The following is a 16,066-nucleotide window of genomic DNA, read 5'->3' on the forward strand; positions in this document are numbered from 1 at the left end:
TTTGTAAAAACTTAGCTTGGAATAATATCGAAATCAACAAATTAAATTCTGTTTCAGGTAGAAGTTGCTCCAAAATTAACCTGTTCAACCACTCTTTTCACACCATCGAGCCCTTTTGGCATCGGGAAGGTCACGGCTTCTTGTACGCCATCGAGTGGCCGCACGCTTTTCACGCCGCACTGTTTCAGGCGGTCGATCACCGCTTGCACCAAAATCTCCGGTGCCGAGGCACCGGCCGTGACACCGACGCGCAGTTTGCCGTCCAGCCAGGCCGGGTCGATCTGCGAGGCGTTATCGACCATATAGGCGGGCGTGCCCATCTTGTCGGCCACTTCGCGCAGGCGGTTCGAATTCGAGCTGTTCGGGCTGCCGACCACGATCACCAGTTCCACCTGCGGCGCCATGAATTTGACGGCTTCCTGGCGGTTGGTAGTGGCGTAGCAAATGTCGCCTTTTTTAGGCTCGGAAATATTCGGATATTTTTGTTTCAGCGCCGCAATGATGTCGATGGTGTCGTCTACTGACAGCGTTGTTTGCGAAACATAAGCCAGGCTGTCCGGATTGGCCACCTGCAACGACGCCACATCCTCCAGCGTTTCCACCAGGTGCATGCCCTGCTCGGCCTGCCCCATGGTGCCTTCCACTTCTGGGTGGCCGTCGTGGCCGATCATGATGATCTCGCGGCCCTCGCGGCGCATCTTGGCCACTTCCATGTGCACCTTGGTGACCAGCGGACAAGTAGCGTCAAAGATGCTCAAGCCGCGCGATTCGGCCTCGGCGCGCACTGCTTTCGAGACGCCATGGGCGGAAAACACAAGCGTATTGCCAGAAGGCACATCATCGAGGTCATCAATGAAGATCGCGCCCTTGTTGCGCAAATCAGCCACCACATAGGCGTTGTGGACGATTTCATGGCGCACATAAATAGGCGCTCCGAATTGCTGCAGCGCGCGCTCGACGATCTCGATCGCCCGGTCGACACCGGCGCAAAAGCCGCGCGGCTGGGCCAGTAACAGTTCCTTGTCCATGGTCATCTCCTTACAGCACGGATATCAGTTTGACTTCAAAGCGCAGCGGCTGTCCGGCCAGTGGATGATTGAAATCAAACAGGGCCGAGTCCTCGCGCATTTCACGCAGCACGCCGGCAAAGCGGCCACCACCGGGGGCGGCAAAGTCGACCAGATCACCGATCTTGTAGTCGGCGCCCGGCACCGAGTTTTCGTCCAGGGTAGCGCGCGACACCGATTGCACCAGGTCCGGGTTGCGCTCGCCAAAGCCTTCGCCTGCGGCCAGCTCGAAAGTCGTGTGCGTGCCTTCGGGCAAGCCCAGCAAGCGCTCTTCCAGGAACGGCGCCAGCTGGTTCTGTCCCAGCATCAGCGTCGCCGGATTTCCATTGAAGGTAGTGACAATATCAGTACCGTCCATGGTGGCAAGACGATAATGCAGGGTGAGGTAGGCCTCTTTGGTGACAACTGCTGGTTGCTGGTTGGACATAGTGATGTTTTCAGATAACTGATGCAAAGCGATATTGTAAGCCACACTGGGCACGCCTGCCCCATCGCCCCCATCAAACAATGCGCATACCGTGCGTATGGAGAGCAATATGGCAATCAAGGACTGGCCCGCCCGCGAGCGGCCCCGGGAACGGCTGATCGAGGATGGCGCGCATACGCTGTCGGATGCGGAATTGCTGGCCGTCTTCCTGCGCACCGGCGTGCGTGGCAAGAGCGCGGTGCAGCTGGCGCGCGACACGGTCGAGCACTTCGGGTCGCTGCGCGGCCTGTTCGGCGCCAGCCTGGCCAATTTTTCGGCCGTGCACGGCATGGGCAGCGCCAAGTTCGCCCAGTTGCAGGCCGTGATGGAGCTGGCGCGGCGTGCAATAGTCGAAGACCTGCAATCAGGCCAGGCCTTGAGCTCACCGCACGCCGTCAAGGACTACTTGCGCATCACCATGGGCAACCTCGGCCATGAAGCGTTCCATGTGCTGTTTATGGACGTCAAGAACCGGCTGATCACGACACGCGAAATGTTTCGCGGCACCCTGACGCATACCAGCGTATATCCGCGCGAAGTGGTGAAACAGGCGCTGCAGCACAATGCGGCCAGCGTGATCCTGGCGCATAACCACCCTTCCGGCACACCCGATCCCAGCGAATCGGACCTGTTGCTGACGCGTTCGCTGGTGCAGGCGCTGTTGCTGGTCGACGTGCGCGTGCTTGACCATTTTGTGGTGGCAGGACGGCAAGTCCATTCCTTCGCCGAACATGGGCAACTCTAGGCTGCATGCGCGTTTGCGGCAGTTAACCTGTGTAAACAAGGACATACGCCCGTTCTGCCCGATGCTTGCCTGGCAGTAAACAAAGTGGTTTACCAGATTTTTCATGGACAAAATGACGGCAAGCCAGATTGTTAAATAAATTAAATACAACAAGACACAATTGTTTTTCGCAAGTCATTGATAAATCTGATTTTTTTGGATATACTCTCGTTTTTCCAATTTGGAATGTCTTTAAGGAGTGCGCCATGGCACGTGTTTGCCAAGTCACTGGGAAGAAGCCGATGGTCGGCAACAATGTTTCCCATGCAAACAACAAAACCAAACGTCGTTTTTTGCCTAACTTGCAAAATCGTCGTATTTTTGTTGAATCTGAAAACCGCTGGGTCTCCCTGCGTTTGTCCAACGCCGGTCTGCGCGTCATCGATAAAGTCGGCATCGACGCCGTATTGGTCGACATGCGCGCTCGTGGCGAAAAAGTCTAATTAGCAGAACAAGGGAGCTATCATGGCAAAATCAGGCCGCGACAAAATCAAGTTAGAATCGACCGCCGGTACGGGTCACTTCTACACGACCACCAAAAACAAGCGTACGACGCCTGCGAAAATGGAGATCATGAAATTTGATCCTAAAGCACGCAAGCACGTGACGTACAAAGAAACCAAGATCAAGTAATCGATCTTTGCTTCGACGAAAAAAGCCGCTTTCGAGCGGTTTTTTTTTCGTCCTTGTTTTCTTGCGTGCGGCTACCGGACGAAAAAAAAGGCCCCGCTGTGCGGAGCCTCGCAATACCCAGGCAGGGCTTACGCGTAGCTGCGAAGGCGCAGGGAGAACTCCTGTAAGGACTTAATACCCGACGCTTCAGCCCGTGCACACCAGTCTTGCAGCTTGTCCAGCAACTGCTCGCGCGTAAAGTGCGAACGCTCCCAGATGGCGCCCAATTCCACGCGCATATGATGCATGGTTTCCAGCGCCTTGCTGTGCTGGAACAACTCGGACAGCTGCTGGTGATGCACATCGGCCAGTTTGGCCGGTTCACGCTGCAACAGCTTGTGCGACGACTTCAAAAAGCGTTTTTCCAGCTCGGCCTTTTCTTTCAGATGTTCGACCTCTTCCTTCCACGCCGACTTGATCGATTTGGCATACTTGGCCATCACGTCGTAGCGGTTGGCAATTACTGACTGCAAGGTATCGAAATCGGCTTCCAGCTTGCCAGGCGCGAACTTCGGTTCCGGCGCCAGCTTCTTCACTTTTGCCAGTCCCAGCATTTCCAGGCCACGGATATACGCCCAGCCAATATCGAACTCATACCATTTTGACGACAGCTTGGCCGACGTTGCATACGTATGGTGGTTGTTATGGAGTTCCTCGCCGCCGATCAAAATGCCGAAAGGAATGATGTTGGTCGCAGCATCGGCACAGTCGTAGTTGCGGTAGCCCCAGTAATGACCGATACCGTTGATGATGCCGGCCGCCGTCACGGGTATCCACATCATCTGCACGGCCCACACGGAAATGCCGATCACGCCAAACAGGGCGAAATTGATGAAGAACAGCAAGACCACGCCCAGCCAGCTGTATTTGGTGTACAGATTGCGCTCGATCCAGTCAGTTGGCGTGCCATGGCCGTATTTGGCCATGGTTTCCAGGTTTTTCGATTCGGCGCGGTACAACTCGGCGCCTTCCCAGAAGACTTTCTTGATGCCACGCGTGACGGGGCTGTGCGGATCTTCTTCCGTATCGCACTTGGCGTGATGCTTGCGGTGGATGGCCGCCCACTCCTTGGTCACCTGACCGGTGGTCAGCCACAGCCAGAAGCGGAAGAAATGGCTGGGGATGGCGTGCAATTCCAGTGCACGGTGTGCCTGGTGGCGATGCAGGTAAATCGTGACGCTGGCAATCGTGATGTGGGTGACCACCATGGTATAGGCAAACACCTGCCAGGCGGACAGATCGGTGATACCTGTTGCCATAAACTGCAGAACGTCATGTAAAACGGAACTCAATGTCATTACTACTCCAAGTTGATGGGGCTTGTACACGTACGCCCCAGCGACGCTGGAAAGGCGATATGCGTAGATTTTAGACGCAATTGTACGCCTTGTGCGCACCGTCAGGCGTTATTGAACGCGCCAGCGAAGTCAGGGCTGGCTGGCCGGACCCGTGGTTTCAGTGGCGGTGGCGCCTGGCAAGGCCGAGGAGGCGGCGCCGATGATGCGCAACTCGCGTTGCGGGAATGGTACGAACACACTATGTTCTTGCAACGTACGCCAAATGGCGCGGTTCACATTCGACTTGACCACGCCGGTGCCGTTTTCAGGATCCGATATCCAGAAGCCGATCTGCAGATCCAGGCCATCGGCGCCGAAGCGCACCAGGGTCGCCGACGGCGGCTTGCTCTTCGATACACGCGGCACATTCGCGGTCGCTTCTTCCAGCAGCGGAAAAATGACGTCGATATCGGTGTCGTAGCCAACCGATACGGTGGCCGACAGCCATATCATGCGATTGCTGAGCGACATGTTCTGCACGCCACCCGAGATCAGCATTTCATTCGGCACGATGGATTCAATACCATCGCCGCCCAACAGCACGGTATAGCGCGTATTGATCTGCGTCACTTTCCCGCTGAACTGGCCGACCGTGATCACGTCGCCGATGGTCAGGCTGCGGTCCAGCAGGATAATGAAGCCGGAGACGAAGTTGGCGGCGATCTTCTGCAAACCGAAACCGAGCGCCACGCCAAAGGCGCCGCCGAACACTGACAGCACTGTCAGGTCGATACCCACCAGCGACAGGCTGACCAGCACGGACACCAGGATCAGCACGGCGCGCCCCATGCGTGACATCACCACCCGCAGCGAAGAATGCAGGCCCTGCATTTTCATCAGGCGGTCGTCGAGCGCAGTGCCGGCCCACATCGCCAGCACCATCAGCACGGCTACCGAAATGGCAGCTTGCAAGATGGCAGCCACTGACACCTTGTTGCGGCCCAGCGGCACGACGATACTTTCCAGGAATGCATGCAGTTCCGGCCACAGGCCCGTGATATACAGGGCCATGCCCAGCCAGACAATAATCGTGAAAACTTTTTCCAGCAGCAGCATGACGGGGCTGATCTCGCCATGGCGGGCAAAGATGCGGCGCAGCACATAAAAGCCGAAACGCACCAGCGCCATCGAGGTGCACAAGGGAATGGCAATGCCGAGCAAGTTGACGCTCTGGAACCTCGCCAGGAAATGCTGGGACACGCCCAGCAGCAGCGCCGTCAGCACCGGTGTCAGAATGCGGATAAAACTTTCGGTGCGAGTACGCACTTCCACGCTGACGGGCGGAACAACCGCATCGGCGCGCCTGGCCAGCACGGCACGCAACTGGCGCACGAAGATCCAGCTCAGGGCCAGGCACGCGATGATGACAAGTGCCTGCCACAAGATGGCCGGTTGACGAAAATCATCGACGAAGTCGGTGATCAGATTGAGCAGCGGAGTCTGGTTCATTGCGTGGGACTGGAAGGTGTTACGGAATGAGCGAGTGCTCACGCCAGGCGGCTGGCTGGTGAAAACAGCAGTCGCTGCGAGTGCAGCGGCCGCCAGTGATGCTTTTTATTCCGCGTCGGCGGCGTCAGCCTCGTCAGCCGGTTTTTCGTCGGCGTAGACTTTCTTCGGCATCACCTTGCGCTCGAACACGGCGGCAAAGAAACCATCGGTCTGGTGCAAATGCGGCAGCAGTTTCAGGTAGTCGCCCATTTCCAGGTCGATCTTCTGCTCGGCCAATACTTTGCTCATCGGCACCAGCGTGAAGTCGGGATTGGCGGCCAGGAACTGCTCGGCAATCATATCGTTTTCTTCGTTCAGGAAACTGCAGGTGGCATACACCAGGCGGCCGCCGCCCTTGACCAGGCGCGCAGCGCCAGCCAGGATCGCAGCTTGTTTCGCTTGCAACTCGACGATGGAGTTCGGCTGCTGGCGCCATTTCACGTCCGGATTGCGGCGCAGGGTACCCAGGCCACTACATGGCGCGTCGACCAGCACGCGGTCGATCTTGCCAGCCAGGCGCTTGATCTTGGCGTCGCGCTCATGGGCGATCTGCACCGGATGCACGTTCGACAGGCCGCTGCGGGCCATGCGCGGTTTCAGCTTGGCCAGACGCTTTTCCGACACGTCGAACGCATACAAGCGGCCGGTGTTGCGCATCAGCGCGCCCAGGGCCAGGGTCTTGCCACCGGCACCGGCACAGAAGTCGACCACCATTTCGCCACGCTTGGCGCCGACGATCTGCGACAGAATCTGGCTGCCTTCGTCCTGCACTTCAATCGCGCCACTCTGGAACAGCGGCATGTTTTGCAGCGATGGCTTTTTCAGCACACGCAGGCCCAGCGGCGCGAACGGCGTCGGCGTGCTCAGGATCGGTGCTTCGGCCAGCGCCAGCATCACGTCTTCACGCGTGGACTTGAGCGAGTTGACGCGCAGGTCCAGCGGCGCCGGTGCGTTCAGGGCATCGGCCAGCAGCATGGTTTCGGCTTCGCCGAACTGGGCGATCAGCTTGTCGAACAGCCATTTCGGCATGTTCGAACGCATATTGGCCGGCATCAGGTTGCGGTCGATCTGCTTGATGCGTTCCAGCCATTCCACTTCTTCTTCCGTCAGGCCGCCCAGCGAATCGGCGCCCATCGCTTCGGCCAGGCCGAGGATGGTCAAACGGCGCATGGTCGGGCCATTGCCCGCTTCGGCGAAATCGGTAAAGAACGATTTGTTGCGCAAGATGGCATAAATGCCTTCGGCAATGGCGCCGCGCTCGCGCGAACCGAGGCGCGGATGGTCGCGGAAATAGCGCGACAGGGTGGTATCGGCCGGCGCCGTGAAACGTAAAATTTCGCGCAATACTTCTTCAGCATTGGCAAGTATCGCTGGTGGCAATCTCATTGTTATTCTTCCTGTAATATTTTATTGAGGGTCCACGCGGACCTGGCCATGCTCGATCGACAGTTTACCGTCAATGAACAGGCGGATGGCGCGCGGGTAGAGCAGATGTTCCTGTACCAGCACGCGCGCCGATAAGCTGTCTTCTGTGTCGCCCGGCAAGACCGGAACGGTGGCACTGGCCACGACCGGACCATGGTCGAGTTCGGCGGTAACGAAATGCACGGTCGCGCCATGCTCGGTCACGCCGGCGGCCAGCGCCTGCCGGTGCGTCGCCATGCCCGGGAACAGCGGCAGCAGCGACGGGTGGATATTGAGCATACGCCCCGCATAGTGCTCGACAAACGGTTCGGTCAGGATGCGCATGAAACCGGCCAGTACCACCAGGTCGGGCGAAAAACCGTCAATCACAACTTGCAGTGCCGCATCAAATTCGGCGCGGCTGGCGTAATCCTTGTTGGCAACAACTGCGGTCGCTACCCCGTGTTCCGCAGCAAATGCCAGGCCTGGCGCATCGGCCCGGTTACTGATAACGGCGGCGATACGGGCTGGCCATTGCTCGGCTTTTGCCGCGCGCACGACTGCTTCCATATTGCTGCCACGTCCGGAAATGAGGATAACGATATTTTTCATAGCGCGCATTGTACCCGCTATGACGACGTGAATCTAGAAAGGCAGGCATTATTGTTGCGGCGCAGCATGCGCCCGCGCAGCCAGCGCCGGTGCTATTCGAAGGAGTAAAAGACGCGGAACGGGACTTTTTTCTCGGCCCAGTAGTCGGCCGCATCGCGAAACACGTCAAGCAGGGTTTCGCGCGCTTCCTTGTCGAATTTCTGGGTATTGGGCAGTTGCTCGAGTACTACCAGGAAACCGGTCTGGGGGCCGGCCTTGAACATGGTATCGGTCAGGCAGAGGCGCAATGCGTCGAAATTCTTGGCCAGGCTCTTGGGAAACAGGAACGCTTCAGCGATCAGGCCGATGACTTGCTGCTTGGTCAGGCCGGTGTTGCAGTAGGCATATAAAAAGTGCTGCCCGAGACGAGCCGCCTCGTCTTGTAACTCGGTCACGCGGAAGGCTCGGATGGACTGGACAAGGTTGGGCGGCACGGTTATTAACAAACTCATTTTTCCCTCAAAGCGACCTGTTATGTATGGATCTGTTGTGCTTGTTGCATTTGCCGCCTGCGGGTCAATACGCGCGCGGCATATCGGTCGCCTGCATCAGGGTGCGACGGACTGCGTCTTTAAAACCATACGCGTATTAGGGTAACGTGTTGTCCTCCGTGAATCAACCCGAATATGATATCAAACGCAAGATTTGTTACAAACCACGAGTTTCAACCGATTTTCAATCTTTTGTATCGATTGAAAGTGCATGTTACAGACTGAGGGGCAAGGTGCTTCTGCTGTTACATTTTGTTGCCAGCGGTATGACACTCACGGACACAGGCGGATTACACTGGATTCATGTTGCAAAAAACAATCAGACAACATCCAGATGCCAGACCCTGAAGATACTCCACATAACGAGGTAAGAAATGAACCTGCAAGCCAAATTGATCATGTCAGCTCTTTGTATCGGTGCTTTGCCACTTGCCCAGGCTACCGACTTTGAAGATTTCGGCAAGGTCGTGCGCGTCGTGCCGCAAGTGGAACAGATCAACCGTCCACGCCAGGAATGCCGCACGGAATACGTGCAGGTTCAGGCCCCGCCGCAACAGCGCAGCGCCGGCGGCTCCATCGTCGGCGGCCTCGCCGGCGCCCTGCTGGGTAGCCAGGTCGGTAGCGGCAATGGCCGCACGGCTGCCGCCGCTGCTGGTGCGATTGCCGGCGCCGTGGTCGGCGACCGGGTAGACAACCAGAACAATTACCAGGGTGGCCCGCAGGAACAGGCGATCAAGCAATGCCGCCAGGTCGACCATTGGGAGTCGCGCAACAATGGCTACCAGGTCACGTATGACTACCGCGGCCGCAACTACACGAGCATCATGTCGTATGACCCGGGCGAACGCATACGCCTGCGTGTTTCGATCGAGCCTGCACAGCAGTAAGTTTGCCGTTGCCAGGCGTCGTCAATGCCGGTCCCCAGGGGCCGGCATTTTTTTATGGCACGCTATAATGCGGCACACTTCCAGGCCTGCCTTATGCTTATCAAACGAAAATCCATCGAACAAGTCGAATCCTCGCGTCCCGCGCGCAAGCCGCGCTACGCGCCCGTCACCCTGTCTGAAATGGATGGCGTGCGCTATCTGCATTTCGGTACCGAATGGGTACAGGGTGCAATGCGCATCCGCAAGCCGGACTGGCCGGAGCTGGAATACGCGCAGCAGATGATGGCGTGGATGCTGTGGATCGCGCAACCGCAGCGCGTGGCCCAGCTGGGCCTGGGCACGGCGGCGCTGACCAAGTTCTGCTACCGCCAGTTTCCGCAAACGCAAGTTGACGCGATCGAGCTCAATCCGGCCGTGATCAGCATCTGCGAAGCCATGTTCAAGCTGCCGCCGAATGACGAACGCCTGCACGTGCGCGAAATGGATGCGCTCGACTACGTCAACGACGAGGTCAACCATGGCACCCTGGACGCCTTGCAGGTCGACCTGTACGACGCTACCGCGCGCGGCCCCGTGCTCGACAGCGCAGAATTCTACAGCGCCTGCTGCGCCTGCCTGGCGCCACACGGCATCATGACGGTCAACCTGTTCGGCGACCACCCCAGCTACGCCAAAAATATCAAGGCGATGAAATTTGCGTTCGAACAGGTGATCTGCCTGCCTGAAGTCCATGATGGGAACGTGGTGGCGATCGCCTTCAAGACCAGGGTCGCACTCGATGCCGACGCGCAAGCTACCTTGCTCGAACGCGCGAAACAGATCGTCGCCGACACCAAGCTGCCCGCCAAAACCTGGCTCAAGGGCATCCAGAGCACGCTGTAAGCCGTCCTGCTTTCACCTTGCCGGCGGCCATGAAAGGCGCCGGCCATGTCCCATGTTTCTGCTCCGCTCGATTTGCAGGAAATCATTTCCTGGCTGCTGGCCGACGGCCACCTGGCTGCAGCCGATATCGCCGAGATTCGTGGCAGCGCGCAGACCCACTTGCAGCACAGCAAGGCCATCCACCCGCTGTGCGCGCTGGCCGACTGCCAGCTGCGATCGGCGCTGGCGCCGCATGCACCGCTCACCCTCGATACCCTGTGCGCCTGGCTGGCCGGGCGCGCCAGGCTGCCCTATCTGCGCCTCGACCCGTTGACCATCGACTTCACCCAGGTGGCCGACGTGATGACGGCCAGCTATGCGGCCCGCTTCAATATCTTGCCGGTAGAAAGCAGTCCCGAGCGTATCGTGATTGCCACTGCACAGCCTTACGCGCTGGGCTGGCAGGCCGAACTGGGGCGGCTGGCGCCGCGCAAACTGAGCCTGGTGATCGCCAATCCTGTCCTGATCGCCGAATATATTGCGCAGTTTTTCAGCCTGGCCGGCTCGGTCAAGGTGGCGCGGCAATCGTCGACGCAGGATTTATCGCTGCGCCATAACTTCGAGCAACTGGTCGAACTGGGCCGTGGCAAGAGCAGCCTGGACGCCAACGACCAGCACGTGGTGCGCATCGTCGACTGGCTGTGGCAATACGCGTTTGCCCAGCGCGCCTCCGACATCCACCTGGAACCGAAACGTGACGCGGGCCTGGTGCGCCTGCGCATCGACGGCCTGCTGCACCAGGCTTACCAGGTGCCGCCGGTGGTGATGCTGGCCATGACGGCGCGCATCAAACTGCTGGGCCGCATGGACGTGGTGGAAAAGCGCCGCCCGCAAGACGGCCGCATCAAGACGCGCAACACCCAGGGCCAGGAAATCGAGCTGCGCCTGTCGACCTTGCCGACCGCCTTCGGCGAAAAACTGGTGATGCGCATTTTTGACCCCGAAGTGGTGATGAAAAGCCTGGACCAGCTGGGTTTCCCACCTGCGGACGCCGCGCGCTGGCAAGCCTTGACGGCGCGCACCCACGGCATCGTGCTGGTGACGGGCCCTACCGGTTCGGGCAAGACCACCACTTTATATGGCACCCTGAAAGCGCTGGCCAGCAGCGAGGTCAATGTGTGCACAGTGGAAGACCCGATCGAAATGGTCGAGCCGGCTTTCAACCAAGTGCAGGTTCAGCCCGAACTGTCGTTTGCCGACGGCGTGCGTGCGCTGCTGCGGCAAGACCCCGACATCATCATGGTCGGCGAAATCCGCGACCTGGCCACGGCCGAGATGGCGATCCAGGCGGCGCTGACGGGCCACTTGGTACTGTCGACCCTGCATACCAACGATGCCCCCTCGGCCGTAACGCGACTGCTGGAGCTGGGCGTACCAAACTACCTGCTGGAAGCGAGCCTGATCGGCGTGCTGGCCCAGCGCCTGCTGCGCTGCCTGTGCCCGCAATGCAAGCAGCTGGCAGAGGCGCCCGGCAGTGCGCAATGGCACAGTCTGGCCGGCGACAAGCTGGCGCGCCCCGACTCCTGCTATCGCCCGGTGGGTTGCGCCAACTGCCGCCAGAGCGGCTATCGGGGCCGCACCGGCGTGTATGAGCTATTGAACGTGACGGAACGCTTCAGCCAGCTGATACGCGAAGGCGCCGACCTCCATGCGCTGCGGCATCAAAGTATACTCGACGGCATGACCCCGCTGCGCCTGGCCGGCGCGCAGCAGATTATCGCCGGCTTGACCACCATCGAGGAAGTGCTGAAAATCACGGCGGCCCTGCATTGAATGCGGCACCGTGGCAGCAAAAAGGTTTTGCATTCTTTCAAAACACATATATAATGCGGCCTCTTTCGGGTCGTTAGCTCAGCTGGTAGAGCAGCGGACTTTTAATCCGTTGGTCGCAGGTTCGAATCCCGCACGGCCTACCACGAATGCGCAGTACCAAAAAGCCTGTCTTTCGAGATAGGCTTTTTTCGTTAACCGTGGCGCGGCTGGCGCGGTGATACCATGTTCCACCTCCCCTCCACCACAAAGGCCATCGTGAATCTCGCCCTCCTTTTTATGCTTGGCGCCTCTCAACTGTACACACCATCGACCAAGCCCATCGTGCTCGACGGCCAGTACAGCCAGCGCACGGACGAGATGAGCTTGCAGATCATTGGCGAGCAGGTCTGCTTCATACCGGACAAGGCGCAATGGGGCCGCCTGCCCCGCCTGGCGGCAGCCACCCACGATGCCTGGTTCTGCTTTTCCAATGGCGCCGAAGCGCGCAAGCTGCTGCGCGTGCCCGCGCGCCAGCAGGACAACTGCGGCTGGCAGGCGCGTGCCCGCATCATCATCGACACTTACCAGCCGTATCTGGAAGAGGGCGACGGCCACGACATGGCGCGCCTGGCATCGGTAGACAAGGTGGCGCAGCCGAACGCCATCGCCTGCGAGTAGTTTCCAGTCCAGTTCGTATTCCTGCAAATAAGGCGTAAACAGGTCCGGCTACGACAGTGGGCGCTTCTTGCATGCCGTCACTGCATCATGGCTCCAGCAATTCCTGCAGCTGCGCATTGCGGCGCGCCGTCAGCACGGCGGCCCAGGTGTGGCTGCTGACGGACGGATAATGCACGGCGCCAAACTCCTGCCAGGCGTCGCGATATTTCAGCCACAGGCGCTGCGTGTCGCGGATGCCGTCCTTGTCGACGGCGCCAGCGTAGTCTTGCTTGGGCTGCTTCATCAGCTTGCCGTAGATCACATTCAATTGTTTGTCGAGCGCTTGTGCCTGGGCTGGCGTCATGGCCGCCGGCAGCTTGCCCGCCTCGTATTGCTTGATGTCTTGCGCCAGCAATTCCAGCTCGGCCGTGCGCGCGGCAATGCTCATGGCGGCGCGCGCCGTACCGCCCAGGTCGGTTTCCTTGCCGGCGCGGGCATCGGCAAACCTGGCCGTGGCCGCTTCCAGTTTCTGCCAGGACGCTTGCACGGCAGCCGGCCACGCCTGGCTGGCCTTGCCGCTGGCCTGGCTGCGCGCGCGGTTTTTCTGGCGCGCGTCGATGGCGCTGCACACGCCCATCATGTAGCCGCTGGTAATGTCGTCGCACAGGTCGATATTGCCCTGGCCACTGGCGGCCAGTTTTTGCAAATGCCCGACCCTGCCCGCCATTTCGGCTGGCGCGGCAGCGATGCTGCATGCATATTTCATGGCCAGCGGCGGCGCTTTCGTCACGCCCTGGCCGTTCTGGTACAACATCATCAGCACTTCGCTGTTATTGGTGGCCACGGCGCAATGGCGCACCTGGCGCCAGTCGTCAAGCTTGGGCGCGGACATACTCTTGGTATCGTAATACAGGTCGCTGGCCTTGCATTGCTGCAGAGACGCCACGGCACCGGGCGCGGGCAGGTCGGCCGCCGGCGGCGAGGCATTCGCCACCTTCATGCAGGCGGCATGCCAGGCGGTGGTTTCGGCCTGGCCGACGCCCATCGCGCTGGTATTCGGATACGGTGCGCCATCTGCGGCGATGGACTGGCTGGCCAGCAGCGCGCCGGAAGCAAACAGGACCGTTTTCAATAAAGAAAAATAAGTGTTCATGGTTGGCAATGCAAGCATATATAAAGCGGCAAGTTTAGCCTATTGCTTGCCATGCTTGCGCACCTCAGCCATGGTAAGTAACGGTTCCTCGCCTTGGCATCAGGCAAACTGATGGGCAATAATGTTGCTCGTCGTTACTATTCAATCCAGGATCCCGCTCATGACATCACCCCGTCTTCGCCGTTCCCTCGCCTCGCTGCTGATCGCCGCGGCGTGCGCCTCGCTTGCCCATGCCGCCTCCACCACGGCAGTCACGCCCGCCGCTGATACACAGTCTGCCAAACATGCCATCACGCACGAAGACGTGTGGCTGATGAAACGGGTCGGCGCGCCGGTCGCCAGCCCTGACGGCAAGTGGGCCGTGTTTGCCGTGGTCGATCCCGCCTACGATAACAAGGAGCAATGGTCGGACCTGTGGATCAAGTCGCTGACCGACGACAGCGCGCCGCGCCGCCTGACCTTCTCCAAAGGCGGCGAAAGCGCCGTGACCTGGTCGCCGGACAGCCGCCAACTGGTGTTTGTCGCCAAACGCGAGGGCGACGAGGCCGGCCAACTCTACCGCCTCGATGTAGTGGCCGGCGGCGAAGCGCAGCGCCTGACGAGCTTGACTACGGGCGCACGCATGCCGAAATGGAGTCCGGACGGCAAGCAGTTGCTGTTTATCAGCGATATCTATCCGGGCAACAAGACCGAAGCCGATGTCAAACAGAGCGCAAAAGAGCGCAAGGAACGCAAGTACAGCGCCCGCTCGTATGAAACCACGGCGCCGCGCTACTTCGACAAATGGCTGACCGACAAGCAGGTGCGGTTGTTTATCATGGACGCGCAAAACGCGGCAACGCCGCGCGATATCCTGTCCGGCACGCAACTGGTGGCCCTACCCGGCTTTGGCGGCAGCCAGGGCGACGAAGGCCAGTCGCTTGACGCCATCTGGACGCCGGACGGCAAGGGTGTCGTCTTCAACGCCGCCACCAACCACGATGCAGCCCAGCGCGCCGCCACCTATGCCCAGCTGTACCTGGTGCCGGTGGCAGGCGGCGAGCCGCAGAAGCTGACGCAGGATCAGCGCAGCTATGGCTCGCTGAAATTTTCACACGATGGCAAGACCCTGTTCGCCCTGAGCGACGCCGAAACGCCGGGCAAGGTGTATGACGTGAAACGCCTGGCAAGCTTTGCCTGGCCGCTGGTCAACCCTACCCCCACCATCCTGACGGACAAGCTGGACCGTTCCATCTCGCGCTTCGTGCTGCCGGACGGCGGCAAGCGCGTCATCTTCAGCTATGAACATGCGGGCCTGGAAAAGCTGTACTCGATCGATGTGAAAGGTGGCGAGGTGCGCGAAGAGCCTTCGCTGGCCACCGGCAGCATCAGTTCGCTGAGCAGCGGCGGCAAGGCCCTGGTGGGCGTGTGGGAGTCCAGCATCAACCCGCCGGAAATCTACGCCTTCAATGGCAGGCAGCCGAAGCGGCTGACCGCCTTCAATACCGAAAAAGCCGGCAAGATAGCCTGGCAGGCGCCCGAACATTTCTGGTTCAAAACGGCTGATGGCCGCCAGATCCACAATATGATCGTCAAGCCCGCCAACTTCGATCCAGACAAGAAATATCCGCTGTTCACCGTAATACACGGCGGCGCGGCCAGCATGTGGCGCGATCAATTCGTGCTGCGGTGGAACTATCACCTGCTGGCCAAACCTGGCTATATCGTGCTGCTGACCGACTACAAGGGTTCCACCGGCTATGGCGAAGAGTTCGCCCGTTCCATCCAGTTCGACCCATTGAAGGGACCGGCTGACGAGATCAACCAGGGCGTCGATGAAGCGATCAAGAAATATCCATTTATCGACAGCACCAGGCTGGCGGCTGGCGGCGCCAGTTACGGCGGCCATCTGGCCAACTGGCTGCAGGCCACCACCACGCGCTACAAGGCGATCGTCTCACACGCAGGCGAGATGGACCTGATCATGCAGTGGGGCACCAGCGACGGCGGCTTCGGCCGTGAAGTCAATGCCGGTGGCCCGGTCTGGTCCGGCCTGCCCGTGTGGCGCGATCAAAGCCCGATCATGCAAGCCGGCAACCACGAAAAAGGGACCGGTTTTAAAACGCCCATCCTGATCACCGTCGGCGAACTCGACTACCGCGTGCCGGCCAACAATGCTCTGATGAACTTTGCCGTGCAGCAGCGCCTGAACGTGCCGGCCAAGCTGCTCGTGTTCCCTGACGAAAACCACTGGATACTGAAAGGCGAGAACAGCCGCTTCTTCTACAGCGAGGTAGAAGGCTGGCTGGCCAGGTATCTGAACTGATCGCCAGCTGCTTGATCAAAAGCCAGCACCA

At 59.6% G+C, this 16,066-nt stretch carries 16 protein-coding genes and 1 tRNA gene; 9 read left to right on the forward strand and 8 right to left on the reverse strand.

All coding sequences use genetic code 11. The features are described from left to right. Nucleotides 1-53: 53 nt before the first annotated feature. Together ispH and ACQ4WM_RS06760 are read right to left on the reverse strand one after the other, a co-directional pair. Entirely contained in the window at nucleotides 54-1,028 is a 975-nt protein-coding gene (gene ispH, locus ACQ4WM_RS06755) for a 4-hydroxy-3-methylbut-2-enyl diphosphate reductase (protein ID WP_436545901.1), read from the reverse strand. 10 nt (nucleotides 1,029-1,038) lie between these two features. Beyond that, nucleotides 1,039-1,494 carry an FKBP-type peptidyl-prolyl cis-trans isomerase gene (locus ACQ4WM_RS06760; RefSeq protein WP_436545902.1) on the reverse strand — a complete coding sequence of 152 codons (456 nt, stop codon included), beginning with the start codon at nucleotides 1,492-1,494 and terminating at the stop codon, nucleotides 1,039-1,041. 109 nt (nucleotides 1,495-1,603) lie between these two features. On the opposite strand from ACQ4WM_RS06760, the gene radC reads away from it, so the two are divergent. The 3 genes from radC (at nucleotide 1,604) to rpmG (ending at nucleotide 2,950) form a co-directional block, all read left to right on the forward strand. Beyond that, nucleotides 1,604-2,278, forward strand: a complete 675-nt coding sequence (gene radC / locus ACQ4WM_RS06765; RefSeq protein WP_436545903.1) for a RadC family protein — start codon at nucleotides 1,604-1,606, stop codon at nucleotides 2,276-2,278. Nucleotides 2,279-2,523: 245 nt separating this feature from the next. Further along, nucleotides 2,524-2,760: a 50S ribosomal protein L28 gene (gene rpmB / locus ACQ4WM_RS06770; protein WP_010400928.1), complete on the forward strand. Its 237-nt coding sequence runs from the start codon at nucleotides 2,524-2,526 to the stop codon at nucleotides 2,758-2,760. A gap of 22 nt (nucleotides 2,761-2,782) precedes the next feature. Then, entirely contained in the window at nucleotides 2,783-2,950 is a 168-nt protein-coding gene (gene rpmG / locus ACQ4WM_RS06775) for a 50S ribosomal protein L33 (RefSeq protein WP_010400929.1), read from the forward strand. Between the two features lie 128 nt (nucleotides 2,951-3,078). Here rpmG and ACQ4WM_RS06780 read toward each other — a convergent pair whose 3' ends face one another. The 5 genes from ACQ4WM_RS06780 to ACQ4WM_RS06800 form a co-directional block, all read right to left on the reverse strand. Continuing rightward, nucleotides 3,079-4,248, reverse strand: coding sequence for a DesA family fatty acid desaturase (locus tag ACQ4WM_RS06780; protein WP_436545904.1), 1,170 nt, complete (start codon nucleotides 4,246-4,248; stop codon nucleotides 3,079-3,081). Between the two features lie 168 nt (nucleotides 4,249-4,416). Further along, on the reverse strand, nucleotides 4,417-5,817 hold the full coding sequence (locus tag ACQ4WM_RS06785; protein WP_436545905.1) for a mechanosensitive ion channel family protein: 1,401 nt from the start codon (nucleotides 5,815-5,817) through the stop codon (nucleotides 4,417-4,419). 63 nt (nucleotides 5,818-5,880) lie between these two features. Then, a complete protein-coding gene (locus tag ACQ4WM_RS06790; protein WP_436545906.1) occupies nucleotides 5,881-7,200 on the reverse strand; it encodes an RsmB/NOP family class I SAM-dependent RNA methyltransferase in 1,320 nt (439 codons plus the stop codon). Nucleotides 7,201-7,221: 21 nt separating this feature from the next. Further along, nucleotides 7,222-7,830, reverse strand: coding sequence for a phosphoribosylglycinamide formyltransferase (gene purN / locus ACQ4WM_RS06795; protein WP_436545907.1), 609 nt, complete (start codon nucleotides 7,828-7,830; stop codon nucleotides 7,222-7,224). Nucleotides 7,831-7,922: 92 nt separating this feature from the next. Next, nucleotides 7,923-8,390, reverse strand: a complete 468-nt coding sequence (locus ACQ4WM_RS06800) for a barstar family protein (protein WP_436546217.1) — start codon at nucleotides 8,388-8,390, stop codon at nucleotides 7,923-7,925. 344 nt (nucleotides 8,391-8,734) lie between these two features. Here ACQ4WM_RS06800 and ACQ4WM_RS06805 point away from each other — a divergent pair, with 344 nt between their 5' ends. From ACQ4WM_RS06805 to ACQ4WM_RS06825, 5 genes are all read left to right on the forward strand, one after another. Then, nucleotides 8,735-9,247: a glycine zipper 2TM domain-containing protein gene (locus ACQ4WM_RS06805; protein WP_436545908.1), complete on the forward strand. Its 513-nt coding sequence runs from the start codon at nucleotides 8,735-8,737 to the stop codon at nucleotides 9,245-9,247. Between the two features lie 93 nt (nucleotides 9,248-9,340). Continuing rightward, nucleotides 9,341-10,129, forward strand: a complete 789-nt coding sequence (locus tag ACQ4WM_RS06810) for a spermine/spermidine synthase domain-containing protein (protein ID WP_436545909.1) — start codon at nucleotides 9,341-9,343, stop codon at nucleotides 10,127-10,129. A 45-nt stretch (nucleotides 10,130-10,174) separates the two neighbouring features. Continuing rightward, nucleotides 10,175-11,941 carry a GspE/PulE family protein gene (locus ACQ4WM_RS06815; protein WP_436545910.1) on the forward strand — a complete coding sequence of 589 codons (1,767 nt, stop codon included), beginning with the start codon at nucleotides 10,175-10,177 and terminating at the stop codon, nucleotides 11,939-11,941. Nucleotides 11,942-12,008: 67 nt separating this feature from the next. Next, nucleotides 12,009-12,084: transfer RNA gene (locus tag ACQ4WM_RS06820), tRNA-Lys, on the forward strand. A 133-nt stretch (nucleotides 12,085-12,217) separates the two neighbouring features. Further along, nucleotides 12,218-12,598 (forward strand): hypothetical protein, encoded by a 381-nt coding sequence (locus ACQ4WM_RS06825; protein ID WP_436545911.1) that lies wholly within the window; start codon nucleotides 12,218-12,220, stop codon nucleotides 12,596-12,598. An 85-nt stretch (nucleotides 12,599-12,683) separates the two neighbouring features. Here the strand turns inward: ACQ4WM_RS06825 and ACQ4WM_RS06830 are convergent, their stop codons facing one another. Further along, nucleotides 12,684-13,730 carry a lysozyme inhibitor LprI family protein gene (locus tag ACQ4WM_RS06830; protein WP_436545912.1) on the reverse strand — a complete coding sequence of 349 codons (1,047 nt, stop codon included), beginning with the start codon at nucleotides 13,728-13,730 and terminating at the stop codon, nucleotides 12,684-12,686. Between the two features lie 160 nt (nucleotides 13,731-13,890). Here ACQ4WM_RS06830 and ACQ4WM_RS06835 point away from each other — a divergent pair, with 160 nt between their 5' ends. Beyond that, nucleotides 13,891-16,035 carry a dipeptidyl-peptidase 5 gene (locus tag ACQ4WM_RS06835; RefSeq protein WP_436545913.1) on the forward strand — a complete coding sequence of 715 codons (2,145 nt, stop codon included), beginning with the start codon at nucleotides 13,891-13,893 and terminating at the stop codon, nucleotides 16,033-16,035. Nucleotides 16,036-16,066: the final 31 nt, after the last annotated feature.

It is taken from the genome of Janthinobacterium longum, from assembly GCF_051380735.1.
In the GTDB taxonomy this organism is placed as follows: Bacteria; Pseudomonadota; Gammaproteobacteria; order Burkholderiales; family Burkholderiaceae_D; genus Janthinobacterium.

Bases quoted from the DNA above. Each gene is read 5' to 3' on its own strand.
- ACQ4WM_RS06810 (WP_436545909.1), top strand. From the start codon at position 9,341: ATGCTTATCAAACGAAAATCCATCGAACAAGTCGAATCCTCGCGTCCC.
- ACQ4WM_RS06790 (WP_436545906.1), bottom strand. From the start codon at position 7,200: ATGAGATTGCCACCAGCGATACTTGCCAATGCTGAAGAAGTATTGCGC.
- purN (WP_436545907.1), bottom strand. From the start codon at position 7,830: ATGAAAAATATCGTTATCCTCATTTCCGGACGTGGCAGCAATATGGAA.
- ACQ4WM_RS06805 (WP_436545908.1), top strand. From the start codon at position 8,735: ATGAACCTGCAAGCCAAATTGATCATGTCAGCTCTTTGTATCGGTGCT.
- ACQ4WM_RS06825 (WP_436545911.1), top strand. From the start codon at position 12,218: ATGCTTGGCGCCTCTCAACTGTACACACCATCGACCAAGCCCATCGTG.
- ACQ4WM_RS06835 (WP_436545913.1), top strand. From the start codon at position 13,891: ATGACATCACCCCGTCTTCGCCGTTCCCTCGCCTCGCTGCTGATCGCC.
- radC (WP_436545903.1), top strand. From the start codon at position 1,604: ATGGCAATCAAGGACTGGCCCGCCCGCGAGCGGCCCCGGGAACGGCTG.
- ACQ4WM_RS06780 (WP_436545904.1), bottom strand. From the start codon at position 4,248: ATGGCAACAGGTATCACCGATCTGTCCGCCTGGCAGGTGTTTGCCTAT.
- ACQ4WM_RS06815 (WP_436545910.1), top strand. From the start codon at position 10,175: ATGTCCCATGTTTCTGCTCCGCTCGATTTGCAGGAAATCATTTCCTGG.
- ACQ4WM_RS06830 (WP_436545912.1), bottom strand. From the start codon at position 13,730: ATGAACACTTATTTTTCTTTATTGAAAACGGTCCTGTTTGCTTCCGGC.
- ACQ4WM_RS06760 (WP_436545902.1), bottom strand. From the start codon at position 1,494: ATGTCCAACCAGCAACCAGCAGTTGTCACCAAAGAGGCCTACCTCACC.
- rpmB (WP_010400928.1), top strand. From the start codon at position 2,524: ATGGCACGTGTTTGCCAAGTCACTGGGAAGAAGCCGATGGTCGGCAAC.
- rpmG (WP_010400929.1), top strand. From the start codon at position 2,783: ATGGCAAAATCAGGCCGCGACAAAATCAAGTTAGAATCGACCGCCGGT.
- ispH (WP_436545901.1), bottom strand. From the start codon at position 1,028: ATGGACAAGGAACTGTTACTGGCCCAGCCGCGCGGCTTTTGCGCCGGT.